The sequence below is a fragment of the Vibrio sp. Vb339 genome, assembly GCF_902751245.1.
In the GTDB taxonomy this organism is placed as follows: domain Bacteria; phylum Pseudomonadota; class Gammaproteobacteria; order Enterobacterales; family Vibrionaceae; genus Vibrio; species Vibrio coralliirubri.
The window spans coordinates 874,364-893,529 of record NZ_CADDIS010000001.1 but is presented as its reverse complement, the minus strand read 5'-3'; the positions used below and the strand labels follow the sequence as shown (position 1 = coordinate 893,529).

The 19,166-nt window shown below is 43.3% G+C and carries 14 protein-coding genes; 4 read left to right on the top strand and 10 right to left on the bottom strand.

Features of this window, described 5'->3' with window-relative positions:
* Nucleotides 1-224: 224 nt before the first annotated feature.
* From HRQ85_RS03970 to HRQ85_RS03945, 6 genes are all read right to left on the bottom strand, one after another.
* Nucleotides 225-1,049, bottom strand: coding sequence for an ADP-ribosylglycohydrolase family protein (locus tag HRQ85_RS03970; protein WP_108194601.1), 825 nt, complete (start codon nt 1,047-1,049; stop codon nt 225-227).
* Nucleotides 1,046-1,492: a hypothetical protein gene (locus HRQ85_RS03965; RefSeq protein ID WP_108194602.1), complete on the bottom strand. Its 447-nt coding sequence runs from the start codon at nt 1,490-1,492 to the stop codon at nt 1,046-1,048. The genes HRQ85_RS03970 and HRQ85_RS03965 overlap by 4 nt, the downstream gene beginning before the upstream one ends.
* A 15-nt stretch (nt 1,493-1,507) precedes the next feature.
* Entirely contained in the window at nt 1,508-1,894 is a 387-nt protein-coding gene (locus HRQ85_RS03960; protein ID WP_108194603.1) for a hypothetical protein, read from the bottom strand.
* A gap of 165 nt (nt 1,895-2,059) precedes the next feature.
* The gene (locus HRQ85_RS03955) at nt 2,060-3,874 is read right to left on the bottom strand and encodes a recombinase family protein (RefSeq protein WP_108194604.1); all 1,815 of its coding nucleotides are present in this window, start codon (nt 3,872-3,874) and stop codon (nt 2,060-2,062) included.
* A 173-nt stretch (nt 3,875-4,047) separates the two neighbouring features.
* On the bottom strand, nt 4,048-5,241 hold the full coding sequence (locus HRQ85_RS03950; protein ID WP_172378765.1) for an acetate/propionate family kinase: 1,194 nt from the start codon (nt 5,239-5,241) through the stop codon (nt 4,048-4,050).
* Between the two features lie 731 nt (nt 5,242-5,972).
* Nucleotides 5,973-8,042, bottom strand: coding sequence for a DEAD/DEAH box helicase (locus HRQ85_RS03945; protein WP_080582207.1), 2,070 nt, complete (start codon nt 8,040-8,042; stop codon nt 5,973-5,975).
* A 308-nt stretch (nt 8,043-8,350) separates the two neighbouring features.
* Here HRQ85_RS03945 and rnb point away from each other — a divergent pair, with 308 nt between their 5' ends.
* Nucleotides 8,351-10,357, top strand: a complete 2,007-nt coding sequence (gene rnb, locus HRQ85_RS03940) for an exoribonuclease II (RefSeq protein WP_172378764.1) — start codon at nt 8,351-8,353, stop codon at nt 10,355-10,357.
* A gap of 158 nt (nt 10,358-10,515) precedes the next feature.
* Nucleotides 10,516-11,346, top strand: a complete 831-nt coding sequence (locus HRQ85_RS03935) for a helix-turn-helix domain-containing protein (RefSeq protein WP_172378763.1) — start codon at nt 10,516-10,518, stop codon at nt 11,344-11,346.
* 201 nt (nt 11,347-11,547) lie between these two features.
* Here HRQ85_RS03935 and HRQ85_RS03930 read toward each other — a convergent pair whose 3' ends face one another.
* Nucleotides 11,548-11,910, bottom strand: coding sequence for a DUF3024 domain-containing protein (locus tag HRQ85_RS03930; RefSeq protein WP_172378762.1), 363 nt, complete (start codon nt 11,908-11,910; stop codon nt 11,548-11,550).
* 253 nt (nt 11,911-12,163) lie between these two features.
* Between HRQ85_RS03930 and HRQ85_RS03925 the strand changes: the two genes are divergently transcribed.
* Nucleotides 12,164-12,979 carry a phosphate ABC transporter substrate-binding protein gene (locus tag HRQ85_RS03925; protein WP_019826410.1) on the top strand — a complete coding sequence of 272 codons (816 nt, stop codon included), beginning with the start codon at nt 12,164-12,166 and terminating at the stop codon, nt 12,977-12,979.
* A 76-nt stretch (nt 12,980-13,055) separates the two neighbouring features.
* Here HRQ85_RS03925 and HRQ85_RS03920 read toward each other — a convergent pair whose 3' ends face one another.
* From HRQ85_RS03920 to HRQ85_RS03910, 3 genes are all read right to left on the bottom strand, one after another.
* Entirely contained in the window at nt 13,056-13,742 is a 687-nt protein-coding gene (locus tag HRQ85_RS03920) for a MaoC family dehydratase (RefSeq protein WP_172378761.1), read from the bottom strand.
* Nucleotides 13,743-14,076: 334 nt separating this feature from the next.
* Nucleotides 14,077-17,229 (bottom strand): efflux RND transporter permease subunit, encoded by a 3,153-nt coding sequence (locus tag HRQ85_RS03915; RefSeq protein WP_050632928.1) that lies wholly within the window; start codon nt 17,227-17,229, stop codon nt 14,077-14,079.
* An 11-nt stretch (nt 17,230-17,240) separates the two neighbouring features.
* A complete protein-coding gene (locus tag HRQ85_RS03910; RefSeq protein ID WP_172378760.1) occupies nt 17,241-18,377 on the bottom strand; it encodes an efflux RND transporter periplasmic adaptor subunit in 1,137 nt (378 codons plus the stop codon).
* A gap of 259 nt (nt 18,378-18,636) precedes the next feature.
* Between HRQ85_RS03910 and HRQ85_RS03905 the strand changes: the two genes are divergently transcribed.
* Complete coding sequence (locus HRQ85_RS03905; RefSeq protein ID WP_004737813.1) at nt 18,637-19,080, top strand: dCMP deaminase family protein; 444 nt, start codon at nt 18,637-18,639, stop codon at nt 19,078-19,080.
* The last annotated feature ends 86 nt before the right edge of the window (nt 19,081-19,166 follow it).

Genomic DNA, 19,166 nt, shown 5'->3' with positions numbered 1-19,166 from the left:
AGCGAGTATGAAAAACGGACTCCCAAAAAAGATATAGCTGATGATAGTATTTCTTTTTAGTTCAAAATATAGAGACTTCACCCAGTCATAACGAAGCCATGACCAATAAATGTCATTGACTAAGCCAGCCGCTATATCGCTAGCAAACTCCGAGAAAAAGTGCCCCAAAATGACAAAAAACAATAACCCAGGTGATATCGGCATATTTAAATCTCCTCATCATTTCAAAATGGCAATAAATGAAATTGCTCATATTTCGCTTCAAATTGCTCTAAAGTCTCTAAAATTTTGGGTGTCTTTTTCCACAAAATTCGCTTTGCTTGTGTTTCCCATTCGGGTGGAATAGTCTCATATTGAGCTTTTATCAAGCCAGCCATTGAGGCCATCGTGTCAACATCACCTCCGATATAGTGCGTGCTTCGAATTGCCTTCACAAAAGTGGTCGCACTAAATAAAGCGATGAACATCGAAATAGGCACGGTATTAACTGCTGACGAATCAAAGCCTCCATTCATGCGAATTCCGAGTAGATCATGTGAAGGTTCAGGTGAAACGTAGTAATTCCAACGTTGATATAACTCCTGACTGATTTCATCCTTTGATATGCCTTGTCTGACCGCCCAAATAACCCACGCCATCGATTCTGCACCTGCTACGCCCTCATCATGCTGATGTGATACTTCCGCCGATTTACGTGCCATGTGTAACACGTCACTTTCGCTAGTCAGATAACCAAGGACACCAGCTCTTACCGCTGCACCATTGCCAAACGATTGGTATTCCGCATTCTCTCCGCTGAGCCAACTCGAAAACCCCGGACCGTAACCCGCACTAGGGTGTTGTTGCGCAAATCGTTTATAGTACAAAGAAAAATCATCACTCTCATCAAGCATCGCTTGAGCCGTCGCTGCTAGTAATACACTATCATCCGTTGCTCTTGCACAACCTGAAAAAATCTTGCTCATCGGTAAATTATATGTTTTTAGCTCAACTCCTCTCTGGCCTTCAAAACAGCTTCCCGCAATATCGCCGATTACACCTCCAATCATAATTTTTCTCCCGTGCTATCCAGTGTGAGCGTTACTTTGAACTCAATGTTGCTCAATACATCACCGCGAATATCTAACACAGACACGGGCTTTGAATCACATAGGTAATCAACCTGCCAACAAAGCAATAATTTGTAGTAAGGAACGAACCCCACTCTCAGCGTATCAAAAGTATGCTGAGGCTCCCGCATATCAATCGATTGGTGGATGGAGTCTTTGATAATCGCTTTAGCGTTAGTTGATAGCTTTTCAAATGTTGGATGAAATTCAACCGTAAGGCTGGCACCGCTTAAACGTGCAACCTGTTTGTTTTTCGCATGAACAAGAGTCGATAAAATGTGTTTGTTAATGTAGAAAAGAAGCTGTTGTTGTCTTGAAAACCGCAGTGATCGGGGACGTTGTTTGAAATAATTAGTTCTAGTTAGTTCAATAATGAAGTTCAATCGCACTCCTTATAACTAAGTTAAGGGGGAATCGATCTCGCACACTTGTCTATGAGTTGACAATAATCCGAACTCCTTTTCCTCTTCATCCAAACATAGGCAGATAGAAAACCCTGTGATAGAAGCATCCTCTCTTGATACCTCGACTACCCCGAAGACTAGTTGTACTTGCTGCACTCTATCCTTAAGCTTTAGATATCCAATGTGGCCATTCAAAGTTGTGTAGGACAGATACTTAACAATATGCTGTTTAGAAATACCTTTAGACTCCATCAGGTTGCGTAAACCTATCGAAAAAGAAATTTCAATTAATTTGTATTCAAACAAATATTGAGTCAGGACTTCATCATTAGCAGCATATTTAATGAGCTGAAATAATCTAGCAGAAGAAGCTTTATTCATGTGTACCTCAAATCAATGAGACAATACTACCCGCAATACATCGAAGATATGATTAATGAACGGATTAAGAAGGAAGAACGCAATAATAACACAAAAACCTCTTGCTGTCAACTGAATTGTATGCTAAGGGATATTTCATACTGATAAATCGAAATAATATAAGTATTAAATTACTCTTCCAGCTAAAGGAAGATGGGCATTTTTAGCGATCTTAAGCCACTTGGTGGGGTTAGCTTTCACTGCTTGCTGCAACTCAAAGTAGTATCGAATTTTTTCGCGAACATCTTGAGCTAAAGGTGGCGTTACATCCAATATTTCTTTAAGTTGTTCATCAAAAGTAAGGACTTTTGACAAAGAAATTGTTCTTGTCACATTAACGTCTTTAACATTTTCTTCTCTTGTATATAATCCGCTAACAGCATTTTCGTTCTCTACCAATTCACCGTTAAATCCAAAATCAACCTCTCCAACTGATTGCGCTTTGAATACCACTCTGATAAACCTAGGGCTATCTTCCAAATCATCGGTAGCCACAATATAGCTAACGAAATTACGAACAAATTGATTATACTTTTCTCGGTCTTCTGGTTTTTCAAGCTTTAATTCATTGACAACGGACATATCATAGTCCTGTTTAACAACAATCAATTGCTCATACCTACTACGTTCCATATCTATTTTATCGAGAATGGCCTTTATTTTACTTCTAAAAACAACTTGAATCCTTACATCGTCTTCATCAAGAAAAGCGCTTTCGACTGCTTTTTGTTGCTCTTCAAGATCAGTAATAGTAGCTTCTAATAAACTAATCTCTTTTTCCAGCATCGCGAAGCTTTGACTGTTAATCTTTGCATAATCTAACCCGGAAAGAGCAGCAATCAAACGCTTTTCAAGAACCTCGTAATTGAGGGCTCTTTGATTACAACCTCGATTGTCAATTTGTTTTCTACAACGAATCTTAATTTTTCCACGATTAGGTTTAAAATAGCTCATCGCTGTTCCGCATGTTGGGCAGTATAACAAGTTACTATATAGGTTTTTATAAGCCCCAGTTTGCCGACCTCCGGCTCTCTTAAATGATTTTTTTAACCGTAAAAATGTTGCTTCATCTATAATTGACGGATAATAATGTTTTTCTAGTGCCCCTAATGGTTTTTTTCTGATGACCCCATCTTCATCACGGACATGCTCTACTCTTTGAAAGGAGCCAACCAACTGTTCCATTTTTAAATACTTCTCAACGAGCTTTACTTGCCATTTTTTTCCAGAAAAGTTTAAGATACCTTCCTCATTTAGTGATTTTGCTATACGAAGGCACCCAATACCATTTAACTTCATATCTATCATTCGTTTCAAAACTGCTTCATGATTTGGAATCAATTCAAAAGACTTTTTATCATCAGATATCCTCATCCATGCAGGGCAAATTGATGTCCGTTTCTCACCTCCTTTTTTTTCCTCACCTCTCTTATATTCGAACCTGGCCTTAATTCGTTTTGATTTCTGGTCACTCTCTAAATGCGCTAAATGAATTGCTGCTGTCAGCAAAAGATCATGTTCAAGTTTTGTACTCTCATTATGATGAATAATAATGCCAAATTTGACTATAGCGACATCTACACCATAAGTTTTAAACTTGCTGAAGATCTCTCTTGCATCATCTGCTGGCAAACGACTAATTCTATCTATTGCTTCAACCACGAGTAAAGACCCCTTCTCGATCTCTCCTTTTCGTGATGCCTCTAAAAAAGCACCTAATCCAGCATTCTCTTCTGTATTTAGCCCTTTATACGCAGAGAGCCCTTTATCAATAATAAGGCTATCTGCAATATGATACGTGTAACCACCATTACGTCGATTGGTCTCATTTGTTGACTTTATAAAGTTCGTAGCGGATTCAATTTGCCTTCTCAAACCATCTCCTTTTGCTTGAGCTCCTTTACTAACGCGAGAGTATATATATGCTGTTCTAAACTTCATGTAGCCTCCATGCAATACTATTACAACAAAAAATACACTGTACTACGTATAGCCATAAACTAACTACAAATTAATTCCTATTTAGATAAGCCTACCTTAAAACGTTCTAGCCTAGGCAAAAAAAGGGCTGAACCCCTTACGAGGTTCAGCCCTTAGTTATAGATTATAATAAGTTACAGTAACTCTAACGATTGCTGTACTATTACCAACTCTTCATTGGTTGGGATAACCATTGCTACTGCGTCTAACATTTCAGACTTAGCGATGATGCCTTCAGCGCCAAAGCGAGCAGATTCGTTACCTGCTACATCTTCAACAAAACCAAGAATCTTAAGGTTGTTTAGGATTTCACGACGAATTGGTAGAGAGTTCTCGCCGATACCACCAGTGAAGATGATGCCGTCTAAAGAATCTAGCGTTGCAAGGTAAGAAGCAACGTATTTAGCTACGCGGTAAGTAAACACCTCAAACGCAAGCTTAGCGCCTTCGTGGCCCTCTTCCATTGCTTCTAAGATGCCACGAGCATCGCTCGTAAGACCAGACACGCCAAGGAAGCCAGACTCCTTGTTTAGAGAGTTAAATACTTGCTCTTGTGACCAGCCTTTCTTAAGTAGGTATTCGATGATGCCTGGGTCTAGGTCACCACAACGTGTGCCCATCATTAGACCAGAAAGTGGTGTGAAGCCCATTGAAGTATCAACACTGTTACCGTCTTTGATGGCACATACAGATGCGCCGTTACCTAGGTGAACAGAGATAAAGCTAGATTTTTCGATAGGCTTGTTAACCATCTTCGCTGCTTCACGGCTAACGAAGTAGTGGCTCGTACCGTGGAAACCGTAACGACGTACGCCGAAGTCTGTGTATAGCTCTTTTGCGATTGCACCAGTGAATGCACGTTGTGGCATTGTTTGGTGGAAAGCCGTATCAAATACAGCAAATTGAGGTAGAGAAGGGAAGGCTTCAATCGCAGCACGAATGCCGACAGCACCTGCAGGGTTATGAAGCGGAGCTAGATCAGATAGGCTTTCAATTTCGTTCGTTACTTCTTCAGTAATACGAACGGTTTGAGTGAACTTCTCACCACCGTGAACGATACGGTGACCGATAGCCACGATATCAGCAGTGAAGCCTAGATCTTCCATCAAGCCAACCAATTTGCCAATGGCAATTTTGTGGTGGTTATCTTCGCCTTGAATGGCAATTTCAGTTTTCTCGCCTTGATATTTCCAGCTCATACGAGCATCTTCAAGACCAAAACACTCCCCTAGGCCACTTAATACTGCTTCACCAGAAACAGAATCGATTACAGCAAATTTTAGGGATGAACTACCCGAGTTAATAACCAGAACAAACGAATTAGACATTGGATATGGATCCTGTTTCAGTACGAATTGGATGAAGTGTTTACTTCAATTTTAGTTAAGTCCATTATTCAATAATTTTTGAATCTTTCAACTTTTGTTTTGAAAAAATCACTAAATGAACACAATTAAGTTGATCTTAGTCATCAAATTATTTATTTCGAGAGCGAAATTAAAAAATAGTTGAATAAGAAAATTAATGAACAGGTGACGCAAACGAGTGCTCACGTTATTTTTAACTTGATTCAGTTAATTAGAGCGACTCGAACAAATGCAGGTAATCCGCTTAGAAAACAACCACCCTTCCCTTTCGTCTGCTTATCATTACCGATAACTTTTTGCTCGATTTCTCAATTGCTCAGTGTTTGCATCAAAAAGCTCACTGGAATTGAAAGTAGTGATTTGATTGCCTTCGAGCACAACTCTACAAATAGATGCACTGTAACGTCGCTTAGATAGCCTTCACTCTTTGTTTTAGCATCTTGTAGCACGTTCTTTCAGTATAGGCTTAGAACGCGATACAGCTAAGTTTAGGCACTAACATTAGTTCTAGGCGCGATGCCTAGTTACATGAACGAAGCATAGTTACAGGGACGAAGCTTGATTAAAGTAAGCTGGCTACGAATATCGAACCAACCAAAGCTTAAGTTCAAATAGCAGGCACAAAAAAGCCGAGCATTACGCTCGGCTTTTAAATTCAGTGTCTAGACTAAAGCGTCTAAGCGACAGGTTGATTAACCTTCGTTGCGCTCTGGACGACGACCACGGTTACCACCGCCATTGCCGTTACCATGGCCACGTTCGCCACGGAAGTTACCACGGTGATCGCCACCACGGTTACGGTCGAAACGACGTTCGCCATCACGTCCGCCAGCAGAGTTACCATCGCGAGCACCATCACGGTTGCCACGGTATCCACCACGACCGCCTTCACGGTTACCACCTTCGCGGTTGCCGCCTTCACGGTTACCACGGTAGCCGCCACCATCACGACCGCCACGGTTGCCACCACGGTTGCCATCACGACCGCCGCCGCCACGACGAGGCTCACGGAAGTCATTGAAATCAACAACTACAGCGCCAGCTTCTTTTTGACGAATGCGAAGTTTGCTTAGCTTACCAGCAGTTTCAGAGTTCATTGCTTTTGGCAGTTGAACGTAAGTAGAACCTTGGTCTAGCTTGATAGCACCGATAGAACCTTTAGTTAGGCCAAGTTCGTTTGCTAGTGCGCCAACGATGTCTTTAACCTGAACGCCTTGCTCACGGCCAACTTGTAGTTGGTAAGTATCCCAATCTTGAGTATTGAAGTTGCGACCACCACCGTCACGGCCGTTGTCACGATCTTCACGACGCTCTTTGCGACGGTTCTTATCACGCTCAATAGCAGCGATCATTGGGTCTTCGCCAACGTAGAATAGTGGGCTCTTACCTTGCTGACGCTTAAGAAGCATTGCAGCTAGAGTAGCAGCATCAACTTCTAGAGACTCTTGAAGAGTAGAGATAAGACCTGCAAAGTTTTCTAGTGCTTTGCTTTCTTTCTCAGTTTCAAGTTCAGCGCCAAGCTTAGCAACACGTGCAGCAGCAACTTGGTCACGTAGAGGAAGTTGGATTTCTTCCATTTGAGACTTAGTTACGCGCTCGATTGTGCGAAGCATACGAATTTGGTTAGTGCGAACTAGTAGGATCGCTTTACCTTTACGTCCAGCACGGCCAGTACGACCAATACGGTGGATGTAAGATTCAACATCGAATGGGATGTCGTAGTTGAATACGTGAGTGATACGTGGAACATCAAGACCACGAGCTACAACGTCAGTTGCAACTAGGATGTCGATAACACCTTGTTTGATGTGATCAACAGTACGCTCACGTAGAGACTGAGGAATATCACCGTGCAGTGCAGCAGCTTTGAAGCCACGTGCAGATAGCCAATCAGCTAGACGCTCAGTGTCTTGACGAGTACGTACGAATACGATTGACGCGTCAGTTTCTTCAGTTTCTAGAAGACGAGACATTGCTTCGTCTTTTTCTACGCCTTTAACAACCCAGAAGTTCTGCGCTACTTTATCAACTGTGTGGTTAGTACCAGCAACGTCAACTTTAGCCGGGTTACGTAGGTAACGGTCAACAATAGTCTTAACCATTGGAGGCATAGTTGCAGAGAAAAGTACACGTTGTGCAGATTCTGGAGCTTGCTCTAGGATCCAAGTAACGTCATCTACGAAGCCCATTTTCAGCATTTCATCTGCTTCATCAAGAACAAATGTGTGTGCTTCATCTAGGTGTAGACGGTCACGAGTTAGTAAGTCTTTAACACGACCTGGAGTACCAACAACAATGTGAGCACCGCGGCTTAGAGCACGCATTTGGTCAACAATTGAAGCACCACCGTAGATTTCAATAACTTTAAGACCTTTGATATCACGGCCAAGGTTTTTGATTTCCGCAGCAACTTGAATCGCTAGCTCACGAGTAGGAGCCATGATGATTGCTTGTGGTTTGTGTTGGTTCAGGTTGATTTTGTTAAGTAAAGGCAGAGAGAATGCTGCTGTTTTACCAGTACCAGTCTGTGCTTTACCTAGTGCGTCACGGCCTTCAAGAAGAAGAGGAATAGCTGCTGCTTGGATTGGAGTCGGAGAAACGAAACCCATGCTATCAAGAGCTGAAAGAATGTTATCGTTTAGGGCTAATTCATTAAATTGAATTACAGATTCGGACATTGGGATCCCACTATATATAAGTAAACAAAAGGTCCCGGGAGCTCTATCAATTCCAATACTGATCCAATCAGATACTGATTCCATTCAGAGTTACGAAGCAGTAATAAAACACTTCAAGCCATTAGGGACGTCTAAGGGAGGCGGATTATTCCCTAAATGCATAAAAAAAGCCAGAAAAAATTGAAATACATCACATATTTTTCGGTTTTCTATCAATACTGGCTATCATATCGTCAAAACTTGATGAATATCTCGTCAGGGCGATAGAGTTCGACCAAATTGATAGAGTTAAATAAGAGGGCAATTAATTTACGCTCTCTTCGGCTTTAAGTAGTAATCGGGCCTCGCAATGATTATAGTGTGCTCAATTGTTCTCGTTAGATAAAAGTCAAATGTTTCAAGATAATCCTCTACTCGCTCAGCTCAAGCAGCAAATCCAAGAAACACTCCCTAAAAAGGAAGGTACTATCAAAGCCACTGAAAAAGGCTTTGGTTTTCTCGAAGTTGATAGCAAAACAAGCTTCTTTATCCCACCTCCATACATGAAGAAATGTGTGCACGGTGACAAGGTGATTGCCATCATTCGCACAGAGAAAGAGCGCGAAGTAGCAGAGCCTGAGGAATTGGTTGAACAAGGTCTTACTCGCTTTATTGCGCGGGTTAAGCTTTTCAAAGGCCGATTGAACGTTGTTCCTGATCACCCGCAGCTCAAAAAACTGCAACTTAAAGCGAAAGCAATGAAGGGTCTAAACCCTGAAACGCTTAAAGAAGGTGACTGGGTTGTTGCTCATATCGTTCAACACCCATTAAAAGGTGACAATGGCTTCTTGGCTCAGATCTCTGAGAAAATCACCGACGCTGACGACAAGATTGCACCTTGGTGGGTAACGCTGGCACAAAACGATCTACCAAACAGCGAACCTGAAGGCATCGACAACTGGCTAATCAATGATGACGCCGATCTTGAACGTGTAGACATGACGCACGTCCCTTTTGTGACTATCGATGGCGAAAGCACAAAAGATATGGATGATGCGCTTTACGCGAAGAAGAAAGAGAACGGTGATTTTGAACTGACTATCGCAATTGCTGATCCAACGGCTTACATCTCTCCAGATGATGCGATGGATAAAGTGGCTCGCGAGCGCGGTTTCACTATCTACCTTCCTGGTCGCAACATCCCAATGTTACCTCGTGATCTTGCTGACAACCTATGTTCACTGATCGAGAACGAAGTTCGCCCTGCACTTTGCTGCACAGTAACGGTATCTAAAGATGGCGTTATCGGTGATGACATTAACTTCTTCGCTGCAAACATCAAATCTCATGCTCGTCTTGCTTACGACAACGTATCAGACTGGCTAGAGACAGGTGCATCAGAGAAATGGCAACCATCAGAAGAGATTGCTGCAATTGTTTCTGATCTTCACCAATTCGCTCAAGCACGTTCAGCATGGCGCTCAGCAAACGCTGTTGTGTTCCCAGATCGCCCTGACTACCGCTTTGAACTGAGCGAAGATAACGATGTGGTCGCTATCCACGCAGACATGCGTCGTAGCGCAAACAAGCTGGTTGAAGAATCAATGATCAGCGCGAACATCTGTGCGGGCCGAGTACTAAAAGAAAGCTTCAACCAAGGTGTGTTTAACTGCCACTCTGGTTTCAAGGCTGAGAAAATCTCTGACGTTCTTGAACTGGTAAACCCGCAAGCGGAAACGCCGTTCACTGAAGAGCAAATCGTTTCTCTAGAAGGTTTTGCTACTCTACGTCGTTGGTTAGGTTCTTTAGACAACAGCTACTACGACAACCGTATTCGTAAATTCCAAGCGTACAGCGAGATCAGCAATGAGCCTGCACCGCACTACGTGATGGGTTTAGATATTTACGCAACTTGGACTTCTCCAATTCGTAAATATGGCGACATGATTAACCACCGTATGCTGAAAGCACACATCCTAGGTAAAGCGCCAATTCAAACACCAGATGAAACCATTGGTGATGAACTTGCTCTGCACCGCCGTCACCACGGCATGGCTGAGCGTAATGTTGGCGATTGGTTGTATGCTCGCACTCTAGCCAATGCTCCAGCAGAAGAAACTCGTTTCCAAGCTGAGATTTTCGATATTAACCGTGCAGGTATGCGTGTACGTTTACTTGAAAATGGTGCTGCTGCATTTATCCCTGGATCTCTCATTCTTAATAATAAAGAAAGAATAGAGTGCAACGGTGATATGGGTACTGTATCTATCGATAAAGAAATGGTATACAAACTGGGAGACGTTTTAGAAGTAGTTCTCTCAGAAGTTAATCAGGAAAACCGTAACTTAGTAGCAAAACCTACTCAAGTATTTGCGGACTTGCCTAGCGAGCCTGAAACGACAAACGAAACCGAAGCTTAAAGGCTTTAACAGCTACGGCTTTCAAGGTCAAAAGCTTCAAAGGTTCACTTCTAAAGGCGCTAATTATTAGCGCCTTTTTTGTAAATGTCTCATGCTTAAACAATACTTAAAAAAAACAATCAATAAGCAATCAATTTACAACGTCAAAGAAGCTCACTATGTCATCAATCACAGTTACTCAGTTCAGAAACTTCATTCCCAGGAGACGAGAACGTTATCCTGCCTCTAAAAACGGTATCTTTATGGTATCGAAAGGCAGCATTTCTTTTGTGTTACCCAATGGTACTCAAGCCTCGTTGCAAGCCGGAGATTTCACCCTTTACAATTCTGGTCAGATTAAAGACATCACGGTTAACACTGAAAATGGCGAATTCAGTGCAACCTGCTTAGATTTTGATTTGGCTATCTTTCAGAAGTTCATTAATCAGTTCAGCGATTTAGAGTCCGCTCGAATCCCAGACAAGTACATTAAGTTCAATCAAACGGATACTGAGCTCTGTCAGTTGAAAGATCTCATCATGTCACTCGCCAACTCTTCTTCTCAGAATGACTACGCACTCACTCAATTAGGTTTAAGTTTGCTGTCTTTGATGGTGGAACAGTACCCTGCTCTATTGGCTATTATTGCTCGAGCTTCAAGGTTAACCGTGACCCAAAGAGTCATTCATTACATCGAGCAAAACATTGAAAACAATATCTCTTTGGATACGCTCGCCAATTACATGGGAATGTCACCGGCTACGCTTAAACGTCGCTTATCGGCTGAAGATCTGTCGTTCTCAAACTTATTAAAGATAAAACGTATTGCTCATGCGGCCACTCAGCTAAGAACATCGGATAAGTCGATCACTCAAATCGCGTATGAGTCCGGTTTTAAAAGTGCCGCTCACTTCAGTACAGCCTTTAAAACGTATCACGGAAAAACACCAAAAGACTTCCGATCGCTAGTGGCACAAGCACAACTGCAAAGCGTAAAGCCGCAAGTTTAAACAAAGCGATAGATTGATGTGAACGTCTTAGTTGGGAACGGGTGTAAACCAAGTGGCTTCAATATTAAGCCACTTGGGTGTGGGATGAGATCATTTGGCTTTGGGATTCAGTGGTTGAGTTTTGAAACTCATTGATTCAGCTTTGGGGTTCAGGGGTTTAGCTTTGATAACAGGCCACCAGCAAACGTGAAAACAGAGAGACTATGACCAGAAGTACGATTTAGGGTCTTTTTCTATTTCCGCCAAAATAGCATCAAGATCCTTCGATTTAGGCAGGTACGGATAAGGTCCCCAATTCACAGAGTCGGATTCGACATCCCCTTCAAGTGGCACCATCACTAACCAACAAGATAACGACTCATCAAAAGTTACACAGGCGATCTCGTTTGTATAATCGCTATGAGATGAGTCGAGCAGATAATGCGCCTGAGAAAACAGCACACCCCCCTCACACTCTTCATATAGGGATTTGCCTAGCTCGACAGGTAAACTGCGATTTCGAGATGTACAGAGCCTCTCAGCCCCAATTAAAAGACGATTCAGTTCGATATGAATGACGGACATAACACCCCTTGTAACTTCATAGAAACTTCTAAGTAGTGAATTCCTCTACTTAGCTTAGGACTCAACAAACATTTTAGCGAACAAGCGCAAACAAAATACCCGCCCTGCTCCCAGAAACGAATCCTGCTTTCGAAAACCCCAAAAGCTATCACTCATCAATCAAACAGCTATGCATCGAGCGTATGGAATTTCACAAAAGTGTCATATAACCGACCTATCATATGCGACAAATGTTATTAACTAGGAGTTGTTTATGTTACGAGTCGCGCTTGCCTCTCTTTTATCCTTAGCCCTGTCTTCTCATGCTGCTTTTGCACAAGAAACCACCATTTCGGGCTCCACTTCAGTATCACGAGTGATGGATGTATTAGCTGAGGAGTACAACAAGACTCACCCTGATAACTATATTGCGGTTCAGGGCATTGGTTCTACAGCAGGTATTACCATGGTTAATAAAGGTGTCTCTGACATCGGTATGAGTTCGCGTTATTTAACCGACCGCGAACAAGACGAGAAGTTGAAGGTATTTCCAATTGCCTTTGACGGCCTAGCTGTCGTAACTAACCGCTCAAACGCTGTAAGCAACGTTACACGTGAGCAGCTGTTCGATATCTACAAAGGCAAAATCACGAACTGGAAAGCTGTGGGTGGCGCAGATCAGCCTATCGCAGTTGTCACTCGCGAAGCGTCTTCTGGTTCCCGCTACAGCTTCGAAAGCTTGCTTGGTTTAACGAAAATCATTAATGACCGTCTAGTGTCTGACATCAACCCAAATAACTTGGTTGTAAACAGCAACAGCATGGTTAAAACGATTGTTAACCATAACCCGCACGCGATTGGTTTTATCTCTGTTGGTTCGATCGACCGTTCGATTAAAGCAATTACATTTGAAGGCGTAGAGCCAACATCTAAGAACATTGCTAACCACAGCTATGAATTGGCTCGCCCATTCTTGTTGCTGCACAAGACAGACTCAGTTTCTGACGAGAGCAAAGACTTCATCAAGTTCGTGAAGTCAAAGCAAGGGCAAGACCTTATCGAAGAGTACGGCTACACTCGCATTAAATAAGTGAGTGAGTTTTATCTTATGAAAAAAAAGAGAGAGCATTAAGCTCTCTCTTTTTTTTGGAATCTATAGAGTTCGTTTAGAAGTGAAGTTGAATCACGGAAACGATCACAGCGCCAGGACGACGAATACCTTCGATTTCTACGCGAATTTCGCGTTCAATCTCTAGGCCTTTCTTGATTGGTGTTACTTTTGTTAGCGTACTCTTAGCACGAACGTTACTGCCCGATTTAACAGGGTATGGGAAACGTACTTGGTTAAGACCAATGTTTACGACCATCTTCGCTGTTGGGAATTGAGACTTGTCAGGGTCAACACTGTCAGTCAATCGAGGAAGCAGAGATAAAGTTAAAAAACCATGTGCGATGGTTGTTTTGAACGGAGAGTCTGTTTCCGCTTTTTCAGGCTCAGTGTGAATCCACTGCATATCTTCAGTAACAAGGCCGAACTGGTTAATACGGTCTTGACTTACATTGATCCAGTCGCCAGTATGGATGACTTCACCGATCTGTTGACTAAGCTCATCAAACACAAGTTGTGCTTCTGGCTTAAGTAAGATCGGCTGTTCAACCGGCATCTCTGGTGCATCTTCATTGACAGCAGGTTTGTGGTGATCACGAACCCACGCAAAGAAATGACTATTTTGCGTACGATTAAGAAAGTCGCCCCAGTAATCTCTAAGAGCTGGAGACATCCATTGCATAAACTCTGAGTGTTGCGAAGACATGCTATCGCCTCGGTGTTTAAATAAATCAATGACTTTCATAAGAACCTCAATGCACAAAAAATTTCAATATAACTTCGTAATTTTGAAACACTTCACACTATTGTGCAAATGTTTTCGAGCATACAACCGTTAGCTGAACCTTGTTAAAATCATATTAAACATACACTTACCAATAAAACATCATTTTATTACAAAACCCAAATTAGAGTGTTAGCTCTATCACATAACAAACTTTTGCTTATATAAAAGGCGTTTTTATTCATCAGTGGAATAAAAAAAGGCTTAGCGCAATGCTAAGCCTTAGTTTTTACAAGGAATTAATTTCCCAAGGGTTGGTCTTGTAAGAGACGAATCTTACAAGACACTCAATCCCCTATTCGTCATCAAGCGGAACCAGCTTGGTATTACCACCGTGTGCTTTCTCACGCTTACGTTGCACGAATGCGTAGAAGCCAGGGATTAGGAACGTACCCGCCAGTAACACACATAACAGGCCGCCGATCAGTGAAATACCCAAAGAGTTCTGACTCACGTGACCTGCGCCCGCAGCAAAGATAAGCGGGAAGATACCTAAGATGAACGACCAAGACGTCATGTTCACAGCACGGAAACGTAACGTACCGCCCTTCACCGCCGCATCTTCAATCGGTGCGTCTTTCTCTTCACGCTCAACCTTTGCGAATTCCACAATCAAGATTGCGTTCTTCGCGGCCAAGGCTATCAAGAGAACCAAACCAATCTGTGCATATAGGTTCAACGGTGTGCCCGTTAGATTCAATGCTAAGAAGGAGCCTAAGGTTGCGACAGGTACCACGAGGATAATCGCAATCGGTATTGTCCAACTCTCGTATTGAGCCACCATAAACAAATAGATGAAGATCAGAGCCAGTGCGAAAGCAAAGATCGCTTGGTTACCTGCTAGTACTTCTTGGTAAGCCATGCCTGTCCATTCGTACTGATAACCCTGAGGCAATACTTCTGCAGCTACGCGTTCCATTGCCGCAATCGCATCACCACTTGAGTAACCTTCTGCAGGTTGACCTTGAATCACGGCACTGCGGTACATGTTGTAACGCCATGCTACATCTGGTTCGAAGATCTGGTCGTAAGTCACCAATGTGCTTAACGGGATCATCTCGCCATTAGACGAACGAACGTGGAATCGTTGTAGGTCGTCCATGCTGCTACGGTGTTCACTGTCAGCTTGCATGGTTACGCGGAAGTTCTTACCAAACATAGTGAAATCATTCACATACAGAGAACCTAGGTTACCTTGTAGTGTTTGGAAGATTTCCGACAACGGAATACCAAGTTGCTGCGCTTTCTCACGGTCAATGTCGACATAGTAGTGCGGTACATTGGCACGGAAGGTACTGAATGTATGTGAAATCTCAGGCTGTTTAGCGGCCTCAGCAATCACGTCATTCATAACCATCGCGAGATCAGTACGGCTACGACCTAATGTATCTTCAAGAACGAACTCAAAACCAGAAGCTGCACCCATACCCGGTACTGCTGGAGGTCCCATTGCAAATACAATCGCTTGAGGCAATTCTGTTGCTGCTCGACCGTTAATACGTTGTGAGATAGCTTGCGCTGAATGTTGACCGTCCAGTGCGTTACGCATATCCCAATCATGCAGTTTGATAAATAGCGACGCGCCATTCGAAGCAGAAGCGCCCGTCATGAATGCATAGCCATTAACCAGTGTTACGCCATCAACACCCGGCTCTTGCTCAACCATCTCTAGCAATTGCTCAGTCACATCTTCTGTACGAGACAGTGATGCCGCGTCAGGAAGCTGCACGTTAACCAGCAAGATGCCTTTATCTTCTTGAGGTACAAATGCCGTAGACGTAGTTTTCGCGAAGTAAGTTACCGCCGCTAGTGCCACAACAAAGAAGGTAAACAGTAGAACACCCTTTTTCACAAGGAAGCCTGCAATTTGACCGTACTTGTTGGTTACGGATTCAAGACCACGGTTAAACGCTTGGTACCAACGCGCTGTGTTACCACCGCCCTGTTTAAGAACCAATGAACACAATGCTGGTGATAGCGTTAGTGCGTTAATAGAAGAGATAACAACCGCAATACAGATAGTCAGAGCGAACTGACGATACATGATGCCGGTGATACCTGGCAGCATCGCTACTGGAATGAATACTGCTAACAGAACCAATGTAGAAGTAATGATCGGACCCGTTACTTCTTTCATCGCGATGAGCGTTGCTTTACGCGGCGAAATGGTTGGGTCTTTAGCCATCGTGGTATCAACGTTCTCGATAACCAAGATCGCATCATCTACTACGATACCAATCGCTAGTATCAAACCAAACAGGGTTACCGTGTTGATGGTGAAACCCGTCATCTGCATGATGGCAAACGTACCAATCAAAGATACCGGAATCGCAACCACAGGAATCAAGGTTGCACGCGCACTACCCAAGAACAGGTACGTTACCGCAATAACCAGCAAGATAGCTTCGATAAGTGTTTTGACTACGCCTTTAATCGACTCAGCAACGAAGAGTGTAGTGTCATAGCTCGCCTCATAAGCAACGCCTTCAGGGAAGTTTTTGCTTAGATTGTCCAGCATCGCCATTACCGCTTTACCACTTTCAAGTGCGTTAGCGTCTGATTGAAGTGACAACGTTACGATTGAAGCGTCTTGACCACGGTATTTACCATTGCCGTCGTAGAACTTTTTACCAAGCTCAACACGTGCGATATCTTTTAAGTAAACCGTTGAACCATCTTGGCTAGCGCGAAGCACAACATTTTCAAACTCATCAGCCGTTTCTAGTCGGCCTTTGGTTACCAAGTTGAACTGCACTTCTTGTGCGTTGTCGTAAGGTGCTGCACCAATACGGCCAGCCGCTACCTGAACGTTCTGTTCAGCCAAGGCGCGATTCACGTCAGAGGTGGTTATATTGAGGTTAGCCATTTTCTCAGGATCTAACCAAACACGCATCGCGTATTCACCACCACCCAATACGTTAACTTCACTGATGCCCTTCACACGAGCCAGCTGATCTTTAATGTTCAAGTTCACGTAGTTGATCAGGAATTGGTCATTGTACTCACCGTTTGGCGAATAGAAGTTCAATACCATCAACAGGTCTGGAGAACGCTTCTTAACCGTTACACCCACCATTCTTACTTCTTGTGGAAGCTTCGATTCGATCTGAGCAACTCGGTTCTGAACGTTGACCTGAGCCATATCTGGATCAGTACCAACATCAAAGGTCACGTTAAGGTTGTATGAACCATCGTTAGCACTTTTAGAAGACATGTAGATCATATCTTCTACGCCGTTAACCGACGTTTCTATGGGGTCGGCTATCGCCTGTTCCACCACTTCAGCACTTGCGCCCGTGTAGAATGCCGACACACTGACCGACGGTGGGCTTATTTTTGGATATTCAGCCACTGGCAATATAGCGAGAGAAATCGCACCCGCCAGCGTTAAGATTATGGATATAACAAGGGCGAACTTAGGCCTTTGAATAAAGAAACGACTTAACATAAATAGCCCCCTTACTCAGCTTGTTCAGCAGAAGCTTGAATACGAACAGACATGCCATTACGCACACGCTGTAGGCCTTGAGTGATGACCGCGTCGTTTTTCTCTAATCCAGAATGAACAATCACGCCACCTTCAATCTGACGGCCCATCTCGATGTTTCTGCGCTCAGCAACAGGTTCAGCTTCGCTTTCAACCAATACCATCACGAAGTCACCTTCGAGGTCGGTTTGCACTGCGCGACGAGGAATAGTCACAACATCAATAGATTGTTTCTCACGTAGATCAACGCGAACGTGTTGGCCTGGAAGTAGTTGCTGATTCGGGTTATCGGCAATCGCACGCATCGCGATCGTACCAGTATTGAGGTTTATACGGTTGCCTAAGAAGTCAAGCTGACCTAGGTGTTCGAACGCTTCACCGTTCTCAAGCATGATCTGAACTTCAACACCTGCAGAGTCGCTGCTGCCATCGCCTTCGATGCGGTCCATACCCAGCTCAATACGCTCACGCTCACTGATGCTGAACGATGCGTGGATTGGGTCTAGGCTAACCAACGTAGTCAATACACCTGAAGACGGTGAAACCAGATCACCCGTGCTCACATTGGTATCGCTAATACGGCCAGAGAACGGCGCGATGATTTTGGTATGAGAAAGCTGAACATTCGCAGCATTTAGCTGTGCTTGGCTTGCTTCAAGCTGTGCTTGAGAACCTAACAAGTTTGCGGTTAATGCATCAAATTCAGATTGAGAGATACTGCCTTTCGGGAGTAGATTTTTACCACGATTAAAATCAAGCTCAGCTTTTTTAAGGTTCGCGTTCGCTTGAGCAACAGACGCTTTTGCACTTGCTACTTCGGCTTCAAACGAAGAAGGTTCAATCGAGTAAAGCAATTGACCCTTTTCAACCATTTGGCCTTCATTGAAATGACGGCTTTGTAGATAGCCCGAAACTTGCGCTGTGATAGCCGTGTCTTCAACGGCTTCAATACGACCGATATACGACTTACTTTGCTGGTGAGAAACAACGCTAACATCCTGTACAGCTACGAGAGGTAGAGGCGCTTGCTTGGCATTTTGAGCATCTTGCCCACATCCAGCAAGAATAAGAGAGCTTGCAAGAGCCGTAAGGATCAACTTTTTACGCATGGTTATACCGTCACTTATTAGTATTTGAACAGCATAAAATTTACGTAACACACTCGTTACCATTGTCCGAGGAATATCAATTATAACTAGCTAAAGTGTATCAATATGTTAATTGAAACCAAGTGCTTATAAAGTAATTACAAACACGCTACAATTCCTAAGTAAATCAATCTCTCAGCTTTTGTTCTCTATGGATATTGTCTAACATAATGTATTGTCAGGCAGATAAGCATTCACATTTAATTGTTAAGGAATTTTCATGATTTCAAAATGGGCTAAACGTTTCTATCAAATGGCGGAATTGGTCGGTTCTTGGAGTAAAGATCCTTCAACTCAAGTCGGCGCCGTAATCACTAAGCACAACCGTATTGTTTCCGTTGGTTTTAATGGCTACCCACATGGCGTGTCTGATAGTGCGGATACTGATGACAGAGAGATGAAGTACCTCAAGACACTTCACGCTGAAGAAAATGCGATCTTATTCGCCAAGCGTGATTTGGACAGTTGTGAGATCTGGGTGACGCATTTCCCTTGTCCAAACTGTGCAGCAAAAATCATCCAAACAGGTATTTCAGCAGTACATTGCCCAGAGCAAAGTGAAGATTTCCTTTCTCGCTGGGGCGACAAGATTAAAGTTAGCCAAGATATGTTTGAGCAAGCTGGTGTACAAGTGGATTGGTTACCACTCGCTGATCTAGACTAAACTAATAGATAGCAAGAACAAAAAAGCCGAGAGTCGATAGTATCGCTCTCGGCTTTCTTATGTTTGGACGCTATAGTTTAGAGGCT